Source organism: Pseudomonas sp. GW821-FHT07B01 (assembly GCF_059419065.1).
This window is the reverse complement of record NZ_JBWKRA010000013.1, coordinates 25,373-42,849: the sequence shown is the minus strand read 5'-3', so window position 1 is coordinate 42,849 and position 17,477 is coordinate 25,373. Positions and strand designations below refer to the sequence as shown.

General features: G+C 59.1%; 16 protein-coding genes. 3 read left to right on the top strand and 13 right to left on the bottom strand.

All coding sequences use genetic code 11. The features are described from left to right. Window positions 1–141: 141 nt before the first annotated feature. Window positions 142–357, bottom strand: a complete 216-nt coding sequence (rpsU, locus tag AC07S6_RS16000) for a 30S ribosomal protein S21 (protein ID WP_002551877.1) — start codon at window positions 355–357, stop codon at window positions 142–144. Window positions 358–560: 203 nt separating this feature from the next. Here rpsU and tsaD point away from each other — a divergent pair, with 203 nt between their 5' ends. Further along, window positions 561–1,586 carry a tRNA (adenosine(37)-N6)-threonylcarbamoyltransferase complex transferase subunit TsaD gene (gene tsaD / locus AC07S6_RS15995; protein ID WP_003194748.1) on the top strand — a complete coding sequence of 342 codons (1,026 nt, stop codon included), beginning with the start codon at window positions 561–563 and terminating at the stop codon, window positions 1,584–1,586. A 31-nt stretch (window positions 1,587–1,617) separates the two neighbouring features. Here tsaD and plsY read toward each other — a convergent pair whose 3' ends face one another. After that, a complete protein-coding gene (gene plsY / locus AC07S6_RS15990; RefSeq protein ID WP_014720187.1) occupies window positions 1,618–2,187 on the bottom strand; it encodes a glycerol-3-phosphate 1-O-acyltransferase PlsY in 570 nt (189 codons plus the stop codon). A gap of 74 nt (window positions 2,188–2,261) precedes the next feature. Between plsY and folB the strand changes: the two genes are divergently transcribed. Further along, complete coding sequence (gene folB / locus AC07S6_RS15985; RefSeq protein ID WP_032895029.1) at window positions 2,262–2,615, top strand: dihydroneopterin aldolase; 354 nt, start codon at window positions 2,262–2,264, stop codon at window positions 2,613–2,615. After that, window positions 2,606–3,124 (top strand): 2-amino-4-hydroxy-6-hydroxymethyldihydropteridine diphosphokinase, encoded by a 519-nt coding sequence (folK, locus tag AC07S6_RS15980; RefSeq protein WP_034128829.1) that lies wholly within the window; start codon window positions 2,606–2,608, stop codon window positions 3,122–3,124. Before folB ends, folK begins: the two co-directional genes overlap by 10 nt. Window positions 3,125–3,258: 134 nt before the next feature. On the opposite strand, the gene AC07S6_RS15975 is transcribed toward folK, so the two are convergent. The 11 genes from AC07S6_RS15975 to AC07S6_RS15925 form a co-directional block, all read right to left on the bottom strand. Continuing rightward, complete coding sequence (locus AC07S6_RS15975) at window positions 3,259–4,488, bottom strand: multifunctional CCA addition/repair protein (RefSeq protein ID WP_495112614.1); 1,230 nt, start codon at window positions 4,486–4,488, stop codon at window positions 3,259–3,261. Between the two features lie 63 nt (window positions 4,489–4,551). Next, window positions 4,552–6,117 (bottom strand): SpoVR family protein, encoded by a 1,566-nt coding sequence (locus AC07S6_RS15970; RefSeq protein ID WP_003194736.1) that lies wholly within the window; start codon window positions 6,115–6,117, stop codon window positions 4,552–4,554. Continuing rightward, the gene (locus tag AC07S6_RS15965; RefSeq protein WP_003194735.1) at window positions 6,114–7,385 is read right to left on the bottom strand and encodes a YeaH/YhbH family protein; all 1,272 of its coding nucleotides are present in this window, start codon (window positions 7,383–7,385) and stop codon (window positions 6,114–6,116) included. The genes AC07S6_RS15970 and AC07S6_RS15965 overlap by 4 nt, the downstream gene beginning before the upstream one ends. Window positions 7,386–7,498: 113 nt before the next feature. Beyond that, the gene (locus AC07S6_RS15960) at window positions 7,499–9,421 is read right to left on the bottom strand and encodes a PrkA family serine protein kinase (protein WP_003194732.1); all 1,923 of its coding nucleotides are present in this window, start codon (window positions 9,419–9,421) and stop codon (window positions 7,499–7,501) included. A 285-nt stretch (window positions 9,422–9,706) separates the two neighbouring features. Continuing rightward, the gene (glpE, locus tag AC07S6_RS15955) at window positions 9,707–10,036 is read right to left on the bottom strand and encodes a thiosulfate sulfurtransferase GlpE (RefSeq protein ID WP_495112613.1); all 330 of its coding nucleotides are present in this window, start codon (window positions 10,034–10,036) and stop codon (window positions 9,707–9,709) included. A 9-nt stretch (window positions 10,037–10,045) separates the two neighbouring features. Continuing rightward, on the bottom strand, window positions 10,046–10,897 hold the full coding sequence (locus tag AC07S6_RS15950) for a symmetrical bis(5'-nucleosyl)-tetraphosphatase (RefSeq protein ID WP_495112612.1): 852 nt from the start codon (window positions 10,895–10,897) through the stop codon (window positions 10,046–10,048). Further along, window positions 10,897–11,277, bottom strand: coding sequence for a Co2+/Mg2+ efflux facilitator ApaG/CorD (gene apaG / locus AC07S6_RS15945; RefSeq protein ID WP_003194726.1), 381 nt, complete (start codon window positions 11,275–11,277; stop codon window positions 10,897–10,899). The genes AC07S6_RS15950 and apaG overlap by 1 nt, the downstream gene beginning before the upstream one ends. Before the next feature lie 232 nt (window positions 11,278–11,509). Then, entirely contained in the window at window positions 11,510–12,322 is an 813-nt protein-coding gene (gene rsmA, locus AC07S6_RS15940; RefSeq protein ID WP_034128823.1) for a 16S rRNA (adenine(1518)-N(6)/adenine(1519)-N(6))-dimethyltransferase RsmA, read from the bottom strand. Next, window positions 12,319–13,308: a 4-hydroxythreonine-4-phosphate dehydrogenase PdxA gene (pdxA, locus tag AC07S6_RS15935; RefSeq protein ID WP_054920698.1), complete on the bottom strand. Its 990-nt coding sequence runs from the start codon at window positions 13,306–13,308 to the stop codon at window positions 12,319–12,321. Before pdxA ends, rsmA begins: the two co-directional genes overlap by 4 nt. After that, window positions 13,305–14,639: a peptidylprolyl isomerase gene (locus tag AC07S6_RS15930; protein WP_136624693.1), complete on the bottom strand. Its 1,335-nt coding sequence runs from the start codon at window positions 14,637–14,639 to the stop codon at window positions 13,305–13,307. Before AC07S6_RS15930 ends, pdxA begins: the two co-directional genes overlap by 4 nt. Next, window positions 14,620–17,394 (bottom strand): LPS-assembly protein LptD, encoded by a 2,775-nt coding sequence (locus AC07S6_RS15925; RefSeq protein ID WP_034128820.1) that lies wholly within the window; start codon window positions 17,392–17,394, stop codon window positions 14,620–14,622. The genes AC07S6_RS15930 and AC07S6_RS15925 overlap by 20 nt, the downstream gene beginning before the upstream one ends. Window positions 17,395–17,477: the final 83 nt, after the last annotated feature.

Sequence of the window (17,477 nt, the reverse complement as noted above, 5' to 3'; positions counted from 1 at the left end):
AAAAGAGCCAGCCCTGACGTGTGAAGCAGTGTCTCGGTCGCATGTGCGGCGTCGACGGTGAAGCATCAAGCGATATCCGCAAATGCCAACAGCCCGGCTGAGGGCCGGGCTTGGCAGAAGCTTGCTACGAACGTCTGTGTATTAGTACAGACGAACGGCGCGGCGCTGTTCGCGCTGAACTTTCTTAGCGTGACGCTTAACAGCGGCTGCTGCTTTGCGCTTACGCTCAGAAGTTGGCTTCTCATAAAATTCGCGGCTACGAACTTCAGCCAGAACACCGGCTTTTTCGCAGGAGCGCTTGAAACGACGCAGAGCTACGTCGAAGGGTTCGTTCTCTTTTACTTTGACGGCTGGCATCCAGAGCTACCTTCTTTCATTACCGGGAATCAACGTTCTCGTCGCAAAAAATTCGCGGCTGAGGTCGTCGGTTTTTAAGGGTTGCGGATGTTAACCCCTCATTGCCCGGAATGCAAAGCCTCTGATCGAAAACCGCTAGTCGGGAGGGGGAGTGGCGACTATTATGCGCGCCTTCGAATTCAGCCTCTACAAGGCGCAAACCCATGCTAGTACTGGGACTTGAAACCTCCTGCGACGAAACCGGAGTCGCACTATACGACAGTGAACGCGGGCTTTTGGCCGATGCACTGTTCAGTCAGATCGACCTGCATCGCGCCTATGGCGGCGTGGTGCCGGAGCTTGCCAGCCGCGATCACGTCAAGCGCATGCTGCCGCTGATCCGCCAGGTGCTGGATGAAGCCGGCTGTGTGGCAACCGAGATCGATGCCATCGCTTACACCGCCGGCCCCGGATTGGTCGGAGCCCTGCTGGTTGGGGCCTCTTGCGCCCAGGCGTTGGCGTTTGCCTGGGGCATTCCTGCCCTTGGTGTGCACCATATGGAAGGCCACTTATTGGCGCCCATGCTGGAAAAAACACCACCGGAGTTCCCGTTCGTCGCTTTGTTGGTGTCGGGGGGGCATACGCAGCTGGTTCAGGTGGACGGGATCGGCCAATACACACTGTTGGGCGAGTCGCTGGACGATGCCGCCGGTGAAGCGTTCGACAAAACCGCAAAGATGATGGGACTTAATTATCCGGGTGGTCCGGAAATCGCCCGCCTTGCCGAGAACGGCGTTGCCGGTCGCTACACCTTCCCGCGGCCGATGTGTGATCGCCCTGGCTTGATGTTCAGTTTCAGCGGCTTGAAAACCTCTGCCTTGAACACCTGGCAGCAGAGCGTCAGCGCCGGGGACGACGGCCAGCAAGCCCGTTGCGACATCGCGCTGGCGTTCCAGCAGGCTGTGGTGGAGACTTTGACCATCAAGTGCAAGCGCGCCCTGAAACAGGCGGGCATGAAGCGGCTGGTGATCGCAGGCGGCGTCAGCGCCAACAAGGCGTTGCGCAGTTCCCTGGAAAAAATGCTCGGCGACATGAATGGCAATGTGTTCTACGCACGCCCTGAGTTCTGCACTGACAACGGCGCAATGATCGCCTATGCCGGTTGCCAGCGCTTGCAGGCCGGGCAGCACGAAAGCCTGGCGATCAGCGTGCAGGCGCGCTGGCCGATGGAACAATTGCCGCCGTTGTAAGGTTCAAGGGCACCGGGTCCCGGCGGGATATTTAAAAATGCCGTTCGCGCCCGGCAAACAGGTCGCGTAGATTGCCGCGGTGGCGCCAGACGATCAGCAGTGTCAGCACGCTCATCGGTAGCAGCGCTTCTGGTTCCTGCCAGGCCAGCAGCGGCAGGGTCAGCGGCGTGGCAATCAGCGCGGCCAGCGAGCTGGTGCGGGTCAGGTAGAACGTCAGCAGCCAGGCGAGCATGGCCAGTAACGCCGCAGGGGGGTAAATGCCCAGCAGCATGCCGGCCGCCGTGGCGACGCCCTTGCCGCCGCGAAAGCGGAAGTACAACGGGAACAGGTGGCCCAGGACGGCACACAGGCCCACCCAGGCTTGCTGTTGCAAGCTAAGGCCGACGAGGCTGGCGATGAGCACGGGCAGCAGGCCCTTGCAGACGTCGCCCAGCAAGGTCAGGACGGCGAGTTTCTTGCCGGCCAGGCGCAACATGTTGGTGGCGCCGGCATTGCCTGAGCCACTCATTCGCGGGTCGGGATTTCCCGTCAGGCGGCTGAGCAAAATGGCGAAGGACAGCGAGCCGAGCAGGTAGGCGAAAATCGCCAGTGACCAAAACATGCTAACTATTCCGGGCGAGGACGCCCTGATTCTAACGGGGCATCGCGCCCTTGTCGTGCTGCGGAGAAAAGTGCTTGGACAGAGTGTTTATCGAAGGCCTGGAAGTCGACACCGTGATCGGGGCTTACGACTGGGAGCGCGGAATCCGGCAATGCTTGCGCCTGGACCTGAGCTTCGCCTGGGATAATCGCCCAGCTGCGGCAGGTGACGACCTGACCCTGGCACTGGATTACGCCAGGGTGTCTGCGCGTATCCAGGCCTTTGCCGAGCAGTCCCAGTACCAACTGGTGGAAACCTTTGCCGAGCGTCTGGCCGAAGTGCTGATGAGTGAGTTCCAGATTCCCTGGCTGCACCTCAAGTTGACCAAGCCCGGCGCGGTACCGGCTGCCAAGGGCGTGGGCGTGGAGATCGAGCGCGGATGTCGTTGACTCAGGTTTACCTCGGGCTTGGCAGCAATATCGACCGCGAGGCTCGTCTATGTGCCGGCTTGGATGCGTTGGCGGGTTTCTTGACGGATATGCGCTGTTCGGCGGTGTTCGAAAGCCAGCCGGTGGGGATCAAAAGTGGGCCGTTTTTCAATCTGGTGGTGTCTGCTTATACCGACCTGCCGTTGATGGAGTTGGATCGTCGCTTGAAATCCATCGAGGCTGACAATGGCCGCTACGCGCCCGACCGCAAAGGCCTGCCGCTGGATATCGATGTGTTGTTGTATGGCGATCTGGTGGGCAATTTCGATGGCTTGATCTTGCCGCGAGCCGAAATCCTGAAAAACGCCTTTGTGTTGTGGCCGCTGTCGATGATGGCGCCGGACCGTATGCACCCTGAGGCGGGCAAGACAATGGCCGAATTATGGCGAGACGCGCAGATTGATCAGGTATTGGCACCTGTGGCGTTCGAGTGGCAGGGTCAACCACTCACGCCTCAAGCTCTTTTGTAGGCGCCGAGCTTATTGTGGCGAGGGAGCTTGCTCCCGCTGGGCTGCGCAGCAGCCCCACTATCTTGGGAGCGCTTCGCACTGGAGCGCCAGACCGGTCCCGCGGGAGCAAGCTCCCTCGCCACAACGGCCATCGCCTAAGGAGAGGGGTTTTCCTTGTAGGCTTTCAATGCGCTTAACCGTTCGCGCTTGAGCGCCTCGCCCAGCTCGGGGCCTTTGAAACCCTTTTCTAGCAGCGGCGCGACCGGCACTTCGCGTGCAGCCTTTGCCGCTCCGCGCAAATAATCGGCCTGTGGATAACTGCGCTGTTCAAAACCCTTGCGGCCACGAGCGTCCATTTCGCAGGCCACCACGAACTCCTCAAAGCGTTGCGGCCGACGGTACACGTCGAAGCTTTGCAGCAACTCCAGCAATGTCGAGGCCTTGAGTTCAAGCGCTCGATGCCCGTGCGTATGATATTGCCCCACCAGCAAGGCCAACTCCTGGCAATCCCTCGGCACCTTGAAACGCTCGTTCACCGCTTTGATCAGCTTCAAGCCGCGATGTTCGTGGGCAATGTGCTGCGGCAACTTATCCACAGGTGTCAGGCCTTTGCCCAGGTCGTGCAGCAGGCAGGCCCAGCGCACGCTCAGCGGTTGCTTGTGCAGGGCAGCTTGTTCCAGCACGCTCAAGGTGTGCACGCCGGTGTCAATTTCCGGGTGGTGAGCTGCGGGCTGCGGCACGCCGAACAGCGCATCCACCTCCGGCATCAAGGTTTTCAGCGCGTCGCAGTCACGCAGTACTTGGATAAATACCTGGGGTTGATCTTCCATCAGCGCCCGTGAGATTTCCTTCCAGCTGCGCTCGGGGGTAAGGGCCTCCAACTCGCCGGACTCACTGAGTTGGCGCATTAACTCCAGAGTCTCAGGGGCGACTGTGAAGCCAAGAGGCGCATAGCGCGCGGCGAAACGCGCAACGCGCAATACGCGGAGGGGATCTTCGGCGAACGCGGGAGAAACATGCCGTAAAAGACGCGCTTCAAGATCGCGCTGTCCCTGATAAGGATCAGTCAGGTTACCCTCGTCATCCTCCGCCATGGCGTTGATGGTCAGGTCACGCCGAATCAGGTCTTCTTCCAGCGTAACGTCGGGGCTCGCATGGAATATAAAGCCGCCGTAACCCCGCCCATTCTTGCGTTCGGTGCGAGCAAGGGCGTATTCGTCACCGTTCTTCGGGTCGAGAAATACCGGGAAATCGGCGCCCACCGGTTTATAACCCTTGGTGAGCATCTCTTCGGCCGTCGCGCCAACGACGACGCGGTCTATATCGGTGACCTCGATGCCCAGTAGGCGATCACGCACGGCGCCGCCGACTTTGTAGATTTTCATGAAAAAGCCTCCATTAGCGGCACAGGATAACGCCTGAGCCTGGCCAATGGAGGCTTTGCTGTTTCAGAGATGCACGACGGCCATGTCCAGGCGGCCATAGTCGTTGTCGTTATGATCGCTGCGCGGTGGTACATGATGGGTTTTCATCACTTGGTCGCCCTGCAGGGTTTCCAGATGAATATCAAAGCCCCAGAGCCGATGCAGATGCTTGAGCACTTCCTCAGTGGATTCGCCCAAGGGTTTGCGGTCGTGCTGCTGGTGACGCAAGGTCAGCGAACGGTCGCCACGCACATCGATGCTGTAGATCTGCACGTTAGGTTCGCGGTTACCGAGGTTGTATTGCGCGGCCAGGGTTTCGCGAATGATGCGGTAGCCGGGTTCGTCGTGGATGGCAGGTACGACCAGGTCGTCCTTGAGGTCGTCGTCCAGGATACTGAACAGCTTGAGGTCGCGGATCACCTGGGGCGACAGGTACTGCAGGATGAAACTCTCATCCTTGAAGCTGCTCATGGCGAACTTGATGGTCGAGAGCCAGTCGCTGCCGGCGATTTCCGGGAACCAGCGGCGGTCTTCCTCGGTGGGGTGCTCGCACATGCGGCGGATATCGCGGTACATGGCAAAACCCAGTGCATAGGGGTTGATGCCGTTGTAATACGGGCTGTCGAAGCCTGGCTGGAAGACCACGCTGGTATGGGACGTGAGGAATTCCATCATGAAGCCGTCAGTGACCAGGCCCTCGTCGTACAGGTCGTTCATCAGGGTGTAATGCCAGAAGGTTGCCCAGCCTTCGTTCATTACTTGGGTTTGGCGCTGTGGATAAAAATATTGCGCGATCTTGCGTACGATCCGCACGATTTCACGCTGCCAGGGCTCCAGCAGCGGTGCGTGTTTTTCCAGGAAATACAGGATGTTTTCCTGAGGTTCGGCGGGGAAGCGTGCATTGTCTTTGTCGCTGTTCTTGTCGGCGCGCTTGGGGATGGTGCGCCACAGGTCGTTGATCTGTTTCTGCAGGTGCTCCTCGCGCTCCTTCTGGCGCAGGCGTTCCTCTTCGGCGGAAATAGGATAGGGACGCTTATAGCGATCGACCCCATAATTCATCAGCGCATGGCAGGAGTCCAACAGGTCTTCCACCGCATCGATACCGTGGCGCTCCTCGCACTGCATGATGTATTGCTTGGCGAACACCAGGTAATCAATGATCGAACTGGCATCGGTCCAGGTGCGAAACAGGTAGTTGCCCTTGAAGAAACTGTTATGCCCATAGCAGGCATGGGCCACTACCAGCGCCTGCATGCAGATGGTGTTTTCTTCCATCAGGTACGCGATGCACGGGTCGGAGTTGATCACGATCTCGTAGGCCAGGCCCATCTGGCCGCGTGTGTAGGACTTCTCGGTACTGAGGAAGTGTTTCCCGTAGGACCAATGGTGATAGCCCAGGGGCATGCCCACCGAGGCATAGGCATCCATCATCTGTTCAGCGGTGATGACTTCTATCTGGTTGGGGTAGGTGTCCAGGGCATAACCCGCCGCGATACGGCTGATTTCCCGGTCATAGGCCTGGATCAGTTCGAAGGTCCACTCGGAGCCAGTGGAAATGGGTTGGCGCTTGTTCTCTTTTTTGGCGGTCATGTCACTAACCTGCGCTGGAAGAGTTCACGGAAGACCGGGTAGATATCGCCGGCCGAGACCAGTTGCTGCTGAGCGAACGTGTCGGCAAAGGCTTCGCCGATGCGCTCGTATTCGAACCACAGGGCCTGGTGCTCACGGGGGGTGATTTCGACGTAAGTGTAGTACTGCACGAACGGCATGATCTGGTTGATCAAAATGTCCCGGCAGATCGGCGAGTCGTCGTTCCAGTTGTCGCCGTCAGAGGCTTGGGCGGCGTAGATGTTCCACTCGTTGGCGGGGTAGCGCTCGGCCATGATCTCCTGCATCAGCTTCAGTGCGCTGGAAACAATGGTGCCGCCAGTTTCCCGCGAGTAGAAAAACTCCTCTTCGTCCACCTCTCGCGCGCTGGTGTGATGGCGGATGAACACTACGTCAATCTTGTCGTAGTTCCGTTTCAGGAACAGGTACAGCAAGATAAAGAAGCGCTTGGCGATGTCCTTGGTGGCCTGGGTCATGGAGCCGGAAACGTCCATCAGGCAGAACATCACAGCCTTGGAGCTGGGGTTGGGTTGCTTGACCAGCAGGTTGTATTTCAAGTCAAAGGTATCGAGGAACGGCACGCGGTGGATGCGCGCGCTGAGTTTTTCGATTTCCGCCTCGATTTCCTGGATATCGCCGAAGTTGTCCGGTTCTTCGCGCTTCAAGCGTGCCAACTCTTCCTTGGCCTGCTTGAGTTTGGCGCGGCTGCTGCCGGACAGGGCGATACGCCGTGCGTGGGCTGAACGCAGGGTGCGGATGATGTTGATGCGCGACGGGTTGCCCTCGTTGCTGATCCCTGCACGTACGGTCTTGAAGGTATCGGTGCCGGTCAGGTTGCGTTTGACCAGGTTGGGCAGTTCGAGGTCTTCGAACATGAATTCAAGGAATTCTTCCTGAGTGATCTGGAATACGAATTCATCCATGCCTTCGCCAGAGTTGCCGGCTTTGCCCGGGCCTTTGCCGCCGCCACCGCCTTGTGGGCGCTGGATATGTTCGCCGGTGGTGAATTCCTTGTTGCCGGGGTGCACCACGGTCTGTTTGCCGCCGCGGCCATGGTGAAGCACCGGTTCGTCGATGTCCCGTCCGGGAATGCTGATTTGTTCGCCATGCTCCATATCGGTGATGGAGCGGCGGCTGACGGCCTCTTCTACCGCCTTTTTGATGTGGTCACGGTAACGCCGCAGGAAACGCTGGCGGTTAACCGTGCTCTTGTTCTTGCCATTGAGGCGTCGGTCGATCACATAGCTCATGGGGAGCCCTCCGGGCAGCTTCACGTTACAAGCTTCAAGCCGCGGGCTGGAAGCTTAGAGACAAGCGGTCAACTGCCAGGCCGGATGCCTGGCAGTGCGCGCTTGCCGCTGCCTTACTGCGATTTGCGAACCCGCAGGTACCACTCGGAGAGCAGTCGTACCTGTTTGTCGGTGTAGCCTCGCTCGACCATGCGTGTGACGAAGTCGTTGTGTTTTTGCTGATCCTCCTTGCTGGCCTTGGCGTTGAAGCTGATGACGGGCAGCAGGTCCTCGGTGTTGGAAAACATTTTCTTCTCGATGACCACCCGCAGCTTCTCGTAGCTGAGCCAAGTGGGGTTCTTGCCGTTGTTGTTGGCACGGGCGCGCAGTACGAAGTTGACGATTTCGTTGCGGAAATCCTTCGGATTGCTGATGCCGGCGGGTTTCTCGATTTTTTCCAGCTCTTCGTTGAGGGCCACGCGATTGAGGATTTCGCCGGTTTCCGGGTCGCGGTATTCCTGATCCTGGATCCAGAAATCTGCGTACAGCACGTAGCGGTCGAAGATGTTCTGGCCGTATTCGCTGTAGGACTCCAGATAGGCGGTCTGGATTTCCTTGCCGATGAACTCGATGTAGCGCGGCGCCAGGTACTCCTTGAGGAAGCGCAGGTAGCGCTCACGGGTTTCGGCCTGGAACTGCTCTTGTTCAATCTGCTGTTCCAGCACGTAGAGCAGGTGCACCGGGTTGGCGGCAATCTCGTGGGGGTCGAAGTTGAAAACCTTGGACAGGATCTTGAACGCAAAGCGCGTCGACAGACCGTTCATGCCTTCGTCTACACCCGCCGTGTCACGGTATTCCTGGATCGACTTGGCCTTGGGATCGGTGTCCTTGAGGTTCTCGCCGTCATACACCCGCATTTTTGAGTAGATGTTCGAGTTCTCCGGCTCCTTGAGGCGCGACAGCACGGTGAACTGGGCAAGCATCTTCAGAGTGTCCGGAGCGCAATGGGCCTTGGCCAGGGAGCTGTTGAACAGCAGTTTGTCGTAGATCTTGATTTCGTCGCTGACCCGCAGGCAGTACGGCACCTTGACGATATAGATCCGGTCGATGAAGGCTTCGTTGTTCTTGTTGTTGCGGAAGGTATGCCATTCCGATTCGTTGGAGTGAGCCAGCAGGATCCCGGTAAACGGAATCGCCCCAAGGCCTTCGGTACTGTTGTAGTTACCTTCCTGGGTAGCGGTGAGCAGTGGGTGCAGCACCTTGATCGGTGCCTTGAACATCTCCACGAATTCCATCAGGCCCTGGTTGGCCCGGCACAGTGCGCCCGAATAGCTGTAGGCATCGGCGTCGTTCTGCGGGAATTCTTCCAGCTTGCGGATATCGACTTTGCCCACCAGCGCAGAAATATCCTGGTTGTTTTCATCGCCTGGTTCGGTCTTGGCTACGCCGATCTGGTTGAGGATCGACGGGTAGAGTTTCACCACGCGGAACTGGCTGATATCACCGCCGAACTCGGCCAGGCGCTTGGTGGCCCAGGGCGACATGATGGTGTTGAGGTAGCGCCGCGGGATACCGAAGTCTTCCTCGAGGATCGCGCCATCTTCCGTGGCGTTGAACAGGCCCAAGGGGGACTCGAAGACGGGCGAGCCCTTGATCGCATAGAAGGGCACCTTCTCGATCAATTGCTTGAGCTTTTCCGCCAGGGACGACTTGCCGCCGCCGACCGGGCCCAGCAGATAGAGGATCTGCTTCTTCTCTTCCAGGCCTTGGGCGGCATGGCGGAAGTAGGAAACGATCTGGTCGATGCATTCTTCCATCCCATGGAAGTCTTCAAAGGCCGGATAGCGGCGGATCACCTTGTTGGAAAATATCCGCGACAGGCGCGAATTATTGGCGGTTTCCACCAGTTCTGGCTCGCCAATCGCCAGTAGCAGGCGTTCGGCGGCAGAGGCGTAGGTGCTGCGGTCCTGCTTGCACAGCTCGAGATACTCCTGAAGCGTGAGTTCTTCCTGCTGTGTGGACGCGAAGCGTTGTTGGAAGTGGCTAAAGATACTCATGACGTCGTCACCTCGCTCGATACGTGGAGCCGACGCCGGATCAATCAGTCGATGCTGGCAGTCATTGACGCACGCCAATGGCTGTTTTCCCCCCAGAACACCCTGAAACGTTACCGATGACCCGTACGCCGGTGTACCGGCTCTCCCCTGATTCGGATGGCCTGCGCTTAAGGATAGTTCGGAATCCGGGAGGTCAAGGCGCGATGCGCAATTAGTTTGGCTGCGCCGTTCGTCAGAAACGGCGCAAGCCCAAGCGTCACGCGGGGTAGCGGGGTGTGAAAAAAATTATTGCGAATCGCCTGAAGAAATTTCCGCAGGATAGGTCGTACGCCACAGCTCAAACCCGCCGTCCAGGCTATAGACGTCGGAGAAACCCTGGCTGGTCAAGTACGCGGCTGCGCTCTGGCTGGAATTGCCGTGGTAGCAGGCGACGATCAACGGCGCATCGAGGTCGGCGGCGCGTATGAAGTCGGCGATGTTGACGTTGTCCAGATGCTGCGCGCCGCTGATGTGGGCGGCGGCGTAAGTAGGCTGGTCGCGGATGTCGACGACTGCAGCACCTTGCTCGCGCAGGGCCTGGGCTTGTTCGGGGGAGATACGTTTGAATTCGGTCATGGCGGGCTCCTATGGCTTGATGGCGGCCGGCTGGGTAATGGAAAGGCGGGATTCGCACTGGCAGTCGAGGCGCTCGCCCGTGTCGATGTTCATCAGGGTCATGGCGCCGCCCCACACGCAACCGGTGTCGAGGGCGAACACGCCGGGCTCATCGCACTTGCCTTCCAGCGCGGCCCAATGACCAAAGATGATCTTCGTGTCACGGGTCTTGCGTTCCTTGTAGGCGAACCAGGGCTTATAGCCGGGGAGGGCGCTGTCGGCACCTTCCTTGCTCTTGAGGTCCAGTTTGCCTTCGGCCGTGCAGAAGCGCATGCGTGTGAAATAGTTGGTGATCACTCGCAGGCGGGCGACGCCGGTGAGCTCGTTGTCCCACTTCACCGGGTCGTTGCCATACATGCCGTCGAGGTAAGCGGTGTACAGGTTGTCATCGGCCAATGCACTTTCAACTTCGGCGGCGCACTTGAGAGCTTTTTTCAGCGTCCACTGCGGCGGGATACCGGCATGCACCAAGGCCATGTTGCGGTCCTCGTCATAGTGCATGAGTTTTTGCCGGCGCAGCCAGTCGAGCAGTTGAGCGCGGTCCGGGGCTTCGAGAATTTCCCGCAGGGTGTCGCCTTTTTTGAGGCGCTCGATGTTGTTGCCGGCCGCAAGCAAGTGCAGGTCATGGTTACCCAGCACGCATACCAAAGAATCACGCAGGCTATAGAGGTAGCGCAGGGTTTCCAGGGACTGGGGGCCGCGGTTGACCAGGTCGCCCACCAACCACAAGCGATCATTTGCGGGGTCGAAGGCTACGCGATCCAGCAGGCGCTTGAGAGGGTCCAGGCAGCCTTGCAGGTCGCCGACAGCGTACGTCGCCATCAGTGCAGGGCTCCTGGCACGGCCAGGCGGAAGGGCTTGATGATTGCGTCGAACAGTTGGCCGTCGGTGGCCTTCATTTGATACGAGCCTTGCATGGTGCCGACCTTGGAGGTCATCACCGTGCCGCTGCTATAAGTGTGGCTGGCGCCGCTGTCGATCAACGGTTGCTGGCCGACAACGCCTGCCCCGCGCACTTCCTCGACCTGGCCGTCGCCATCGGTGATGACCCAGTGGCGCGACAGCAGCTTGGCCGGCACCAGCCCGTTGTTCTTCACCGTAATGGTGTAGGCAAAGGCGAAGCGGTTATGTTCGGGTTGCGATTGGTCCGCCAGGAAGCGGGTGACGACGCTGACGTCTATCTGATAGCGAGGGTCGGACATGCAAGAGGCCTTAAAAGCGAAGGACAGCAGATGCGGGTCAGTCTAGGCCAAGAGGAGGGCGCTAGGCCAGACATGTGTCGGGCAGCCGGCAAGCGTTATCGGTATAACGCGGAGCAAATGTGGGAGCGGGCTTGCCCGCGAAGGCGGTGCATCAGTTACACATTTGGTGACTGATACTGCGCATTCGCGAGCAAGCCCGCTCCCACATTGGATTGCATCGAGTTCTTACGGCCTATTCCACTACGGATGCAGGCTGGATGGCAAGTTGGTCGGCCAGGCGTACGAACGCGGCCAGGTCCAGTTGCTCGGGGCGCAGGCTTCCATCAACGCCGGCAGCTTCGATCTCGGCATTGCTCAGCAGGGCCTTGAGGGTGTTACGCAAGGTCTTGCGGCGCTGGTTGAACGCTTCCCGCACCACTCGTTCCAGCAGTTTGTGGTCCTTGGCCGGGTGCGGCAGCACGGCATGCGGTACAAGGCGTACGATGGCCGAATCGACCTTCGGCGGCGGGTTGAACGCGCCCGGACCGACGTTGAACAGGTGCTCCACGCGGCAGTGATACTGGACCATGATCGACAAACGACCCCAATCACCACCGCCAGGGCCTGCGGCCAGGCGCTCCACCACTTCCTTTTGCAGCATGAAGTGCATGTCGCGGATGATCCCGGCGTTGTTCAGCAGGTGGAAAATCAGCGGCGTGGAAATGTTGTACGGCAGGTTACCCACCACCCGCAGGCTGTTGGGCGCAGCGCCAAGGCTGTTGAAGTCGAACTTCAGCGCGTCGCCCTGGTGCAGGTTGAAGTTGGCTTTGCCGGCGAACTGCTGGTTGAGGATCGGGATCAGGTCCTTGTCCAGTTCCACGACGTCCAGTTGCCCGCCGCTGGCCAGCAGGCCCTGGGTCAGCGCGCCCTGGCCCGGGCCGATTTCCAGCAGGCGGTCTTCTGGCTTGGCGTGGATTGAGCGCAGGATGCGATCGATTACACCTGCGTCGTGCAGGAAGTTCTGCCCGAAACGCTTGCGCGCCCGGTGTTGGTAATGCTCAGTCATATACGGGTCTCGGCCATCTGATAGGCGGTTTCCAGGGCCACGTGCAGGCTGCCGGTATCGATCTTGCCGCTGCCTGCGAGGTCCAGGGCGGTGCCATGGTCGACGGAGGTGCGGATGATCGGCAGGCCCAGTGTCACGTTGACTGCGGCGCCGAAGCCTTTGTATTTCAGCACGGGCAGCCCCTGGTCGTGGTACATCGCCAGCACTGCATCGCAGTGCTCCAGATATTTGGGGGTGAACAGAGTGTCTGCAGGCAATGGGCCGCGTAGGTCCATGCCTTCTTGGCGCAGGCGCTCTAGTGTTGGTTCAATGATGTCGATTTCTTCATGGCCCAAGTGGCCGCCTTCACCGGCGTGGGGGTTGAGCCCGCAGACCAGGATGCGCGGTTGGGCAATGCCGAATTTGTGTTGCAGGTCGCTATGCAGGATGCGCGTGACACGCTCCACACGCTCGGCAGTGATGGCATCGGCGATTTCACGCAGCGGCAAGTGGGTGGTCACCAGCGCCACACGCAGGCCACGGGTGGCGAGCATCATCACCACTTGAGCGGTATGGGTCAGTTCCGCTAGGAATTCGGTATGGCCGGAAAAGGCGATGCCGGATTCGTTGATCACGCCTTTGTGCACCGGTGCGGTGATCATGCCGGCGAAGTCGCCGTCGATGCAGCCTTGGCCCGCACGGGTCAACGTCTCCAGCACAAATGCCGCGTTGGCCGTATTCAACTGCCCGGCAACCACTTTGGCTTGCAGCGGGGTGTCCCACACATACAGACTGCCTGCGGGGGCCGGCAGGTCGGGCCAGTTGCCTGGCCCCACGTCCAGCAGGTTGACGGCCACACCCAGCTGCGCGGCCCGCTCGAGGAGCAGGTCGCGGCTGGTAATGGCAATCAGGGGGTGTGGCTGGGGTTGCGAGGCGAGCAGCAGGCACAGGTCTGGACCAATGCCGGCCGGCTCGCCGGGTGTCACCGCGAAACACTGGGGTTTCACTGGGTTGCCTGGTCGGTGCCTGTTTGCTCGGCGCCTGGCAGCTTGTTCTCTACATAAGCTTCGTCACGGATCTGACGCAGCCAGGTTTGCAGCTCTTCGTCGTATTTGCGGTTACGCAGCACGGTCAGGGCTTGCTGCTCGCGCGCCTGGGTGGTGTTGTCAGTGGCGCGACGGCCAAGGACTTCCAGGACATGCCAACCGTATTGGGTCTTGAACGGCTTGGACAATACACCTTGTGGCGTGTCGGCCATGACCTGCTGGAACTCGGGCACCAGTGCCCTCGGGTCGATCCAGTTCAGGTCGCCGCCGTTAAGGGCAGAGCCTGGGTCTTCCGAGAAGCTTTTAGCCAGGGTGGCGAAGTCTTCACCGCTTTCAATGCGGTCATAGATCTTCTGGGCCAGTTCCTTGGTTTGTGCTTCGGTGCGGATTTCGCTCGGTTTGACCAGGATGTGACGAACATGAACTTCGTCTTTCAACGAGGTTTCGCCGCCGCGACGTTCCAGCAGCTTGAGGATGATAAAACCACCCGGGGTGCGGGCTGGCTGGGTAATGCCGCCGACTTCCATGGCGCTCAATTCGCGATCAAACGGAGGTGGCAATTGAGCGGCTTTACGCCAGCCCATGTCACCGCCTTCGAGGGCGTTATCGCTGCCGGACTGAGCAATGGCCATCTGGGCAAAATCTGCACCCGCTTTCAGGCGCTCGTAGATCGCCTGGGTTTTAGCGGCAGCGGCATTGAGCTGCTCCGAGTTGGCTCCGTCCGGGGTTGGAATCAGGATATTGGCCAAGTGCAACTCTTCGGAGAGCTGCATCTTGCCCAGGTCCGAAGCCAGGAAGTTCTTCACTTCCTGCTCGGACACCTGAACCCGTTCGGCCACACGGCGCTGGCGCACACGGCTGATGATCATTTCGCGCTTGATCTGGTCACGGGCGTCCTCATAGGACAGGCCATCGTGGGCCAGGGCGGCGCGGAACTGATCAATGCTCATGTTGTTGCGTTGAGCAATGGTGCCAACAGCCTGGTTCAGTTCTTCGTCCGAAATACGGATGCCGGAACGTTCGCCAATCTGCAGTTGCAGGTTTTCGACGATCAGGCGTTCCAGTACCTGAGATTCCAGGACGCTGGTCGGTGGCACCCCACCGCCACGTTTGGCGATGGTCTGCTGAACTTCCTTGACCCGCTGGTCCAGCTGGCTCTGCATGATCACGTCGTTGTCGACGATGGCCGCTACTTTATCCAGCTGTTGAACTGCGGCGTGTGCCGAAACAGTACCCAGGAACAGCGCGCCCAGCACTAGCGGGCGCAAACACTCAGAAAGCTTTGTCTTCACGTTCACGATAACCTTCAATGCCTTTGTCGAGGAAGCTCTCTACCTTGGCGCCGGTCAGGCCGCCGAGTCCTTTGAGGACGATCTGGAAGAAGAGCCCGTGGTCACCCTTTTCGTTAAGGGGGGCGATCTGGGTATATTCGTCGTTGGAAACCCAGTAACGGTTGATGACGCGCAGTTTCCAGCAGCAGTTGTCGTACTCGAAACCACCGAAGGCTTCCAGGGTACGGTTGCGGGCATAGTCATACTGCCAGCGGGTGATCAAATTCCACTGCGGAATGATCGGCCACATCATCGAGAAGTCGTGTTGCTGGATTTTGTAGTAATCCTTCACGAAGTTCGGATCGCCTGGTTGGCCGTAGTCGCCACCGAACTGCCATTTACCGGTCAACTGGTTGTAGACCACTTGGTCGTTGCGATAGCGATAACCGAGGTTGACGACCTTGTTCGGGTTGTCTTCCGGCTGGTAGTGGAACATTGCGCTGCCGGAACGTGGGGCATGGCTCTCAGTGTCCCAGTTGTAGTCAGCCGTGGCGCGCCAGTCGCGGTTGAAGCGGAACTCATATTCCAGAGCGATAGGCGAGACGTCTGTGCGAGCGTCGTCACGATCAGCGGCCAGTACACCCGGCAGTTGAACCTCGCGATCCTTGAAGTACAGCGCTTGGCCGACGGAAACACGTTGGCGTTCAAAGCCGTTTTCTTCGATCCAACGGCTGGTTACGCCCAGGGATAGTTTGTTCTCGTCACCGATCCGGTCGGAGCCGCTGAAGCGGTTGTCGCGGAACAGCGAGGAGTAGCTGAACGAGTATTCGCTGGTATCGAAGACCGGAATATCACTCTGGTCTTTGTTCGGTACGTAGAGGTAGTACGCCCGCGGTTCGAGGGTCTGGTTAAAGTCTTTGCCGAACCAATTGGTTTTGCGGTCGAAGTACAGGCCGCTGTCTACGCTGGCGATAGGTACCGCACGGTCTTGGGAGCTTTTGAATTTATCTCCGGCAGCCAGTGAGTTTTTACCGATCGTATCAAGGTCCAAGTCATACTTTGTATAGACGTACTTGAGCTTCGGCGTAATAAAACCGTAAGTCCAGTTCATCGGGTATTCAACCGCTGGCGCAAGGTTTAAACGAGTGCCGTTTGCGCGGGTGAGCCCTCTGACATTGGTATCCAAACGAGGTGTCACTGCACCGTTCTCGTCGGTAAAGGTGCCATTTTCCAAGTCACGATCAAAGCGGACGGCTTCAGTCTCATAACTAAAGTTCAAGCCACCCGGATGGAATGGCAATTGACCGTTGAGAGTGAGCTGCGGCAACCGATCATACGGTGTGATCTGAGAAATCGTCGCTAACTGGTATGCCTGGAGATTCAGGCGAGCCTGATATGAGTCGCCCCGGTACGTCAGGGAACCTTGCTGATTCAGGAAGTCCTGGCTCTCAACCCCTTCCTCATACGACTTCAAATCCTGGAAGTAGTAAGGATCGCTGATCCGGGTGTAATCCACCTGTGACGTCAGACGTGAATCCAACCCACCTTTATGCTGCCAATTGAGCATATAGCGGGTCTTTTCGTAATCGGTCTGGTTCTTGCGCTCATCGTTATCGTCGTTGAGATACGCCCCACCAAACTGCCCTTCACTCGACTTGGTCAGATAGCGGAATTCGCCCTCCATCAACAAGCCGCGCTTGGTCATGTACTGCGGGTACAACGTGGCATCGTAGTTCGGTGCCAGGTTGAAGTAGTACGGCGTTACCAATGTAAAGCCAGTCTCGCTGCCGGTGCTGAAGCTCGGCGGCAGGAAGCCGGATTGACGACGGTCATCGATCGGGAAGTAGATGTACGGGGTGTACAGGATCGGGATGTTCTTGACCCGCAACGTCGCGTTGGTCGCCGTACCGAAACCGGTGGCCGGGTTCAACGTGATGTTGTTGCCCTTGAGCTGCCAGGCGTTGCTGTCCGGCTCGCAGGTGGTGTACGTACCGTCCTTGAGACGGATGATCGCGTTTTCTGCACGCTTGGCGTACAGCGCGTTACCGCGGATGCGTGACTTGTGCATCACGTATTCGGCGTTGTCGATCTGGGCGGCACCGGTGTCGAGCTGGACCTGGGCATGGTCGCCCACGATCAGGGCGCCGTTGTCGCGCAGGCGCACCTTGCCATTCAGTTCGCCACGGTTCTCCGCCTGGTACAGGCTGGCTTCGTCCGATTCCAGCTGCATGCTGCCCTGGCGCATGACCACGTCACCGGCCAGGGTAGCGACCTGCTGCTCCTGCTCGTAACGAGAAGCCTTGGCGCCGATGAAGGTCGGCGCATCGCTCTTGTTCGTCTTGTCGTTCATGCCAGGACGAGTCGGCTCGATGTAGGCGCCGCCGCAGTAAGGGCCGGTTTCGGCCAGCTGTGCTGCGGTCAGCTTGTCGCGAGGTACCCAGTCAAGGTGGCTGTAGTCGGCACTGCGCGAACGCAGGCCACGGCCCTTGGCTTCGGTGACCAGCATGGTCTTGGGTTCGGCGTCGACGCTGCCGCCAGCTTTGCCTTGCGGCGTGCTGTTGGCCGAGCTGACGGCAGCACCGTCATGCACCGGGCGCGGTGGCAATGGGGCGGCGGCGGTCTTCGGCGCGCAATCCCAGGCACCCGAAGCAGAGACTGAGCAGTCATACTGTTCCGCGGCGACCACGAATGAGGTGGCGAAAGGTTGCAAGGCCAGCAGACTGCCGGTTACCAGCAACGGAAATTTTCTACGAAACGCGGGGGATTTCAATGCCATCTTATTAGTCCGGGCTTCCTGCGTGCCATCTGCCCGCGGTTTGGGCCGCACGCCTCTCGATGGTCTGAAAAAGATGCGTGATA

Bases quoted from the DNA above. Each gene is read 5' to 3' on its own strand.
- rpsU (WP_002551877.1), bottom strand. From the start codon at position 357: ATGCCAGCCGTCAAAGTAAAAGAGAACGAACCCTTCGACGTAGCTCTG.
- tsaD (WP_003194748.1), top strand. From the start codon at position 561: ATGCTAGTACTGGGACTTGAAACCTCCTGCGACGAAACCGGAGTCGCA.
- plsY (WP_014720187.1), bottom strand. From the start codon at position 2,187: ATGTTTTGGTCACTGGCGATTTTCGCCTACCTGCTCGGCTCGCTGTCC.
- folK (WP_034128829.1), top strand. From the start codon at position 2,606: ATGTCGTTGACTCAGGTTTACCTCGGGCTTGGCAGCAATATCGACCGC.
- AC07S6_RS15975 (WP_495112614.1), bottom strand. From the start codon at position 4,488: ATGAAAATCTACAAAGTCGGCGGCGCCGTGCGTGATCGCCTACTGGGC.
- AC07S6_RS15970 (WP_003194736.1), bottom strand. From the start codon at position 6,117: ATGACCGCCAAAAAAGAGAACAAGCGCCAACCCATTTCCACTGGCTCC.
- AC07S6_RS15965 (WP_003194735.1), bottom strand. From the start codon at position 7,385: ATGAGCTATGTGATCGACCGACGCCTCAATGGCAAGAACAAGAGCACG.
- AC07S6_RS15960 (WP_003194732.1), bottom strand. From the start codon at position 9,421: ATGAGTATCTTTAGCCACTTCCAACAACGCTTCGCGTCCACACAGCAG.
- glpE (WP_495112613.1), bottom strand. From the start codon at position 10,036: ATGACCGAATTCAAACGTATCTCCCCCGAACAAGCCCAGGCCCTGCGC.
- AC07S6_RS15950 (WP_495112612.1), bottom strand. From the start codon at position 10,897: ATGGCGACGTACGCTGTCGGCGACCTGCAAGGCTGCCTGGACCCTCTC.
- apaG (WP_003194726.1), bottom strand. From the start codon at position 11,277: ATGTCCGACCCTCGCTATCAGATAGACGTCAGCGTCGTCACCCGCTTC.
- rsmA (WP_034128823.1), bottom strand. From the start codon at position 12,322: ATGACTGAGCATTACCAACACCGGGCGCGCAAGCGTTTCGGGCAGAAC.
- AC07S6_RS15925 (WP_034128820.1), bottom strand. From the start codon at position 17,394: ATGGCATTGAAATCCCCCGCGTTTCGTAGAAAATTTCCGTTGCTGGTA.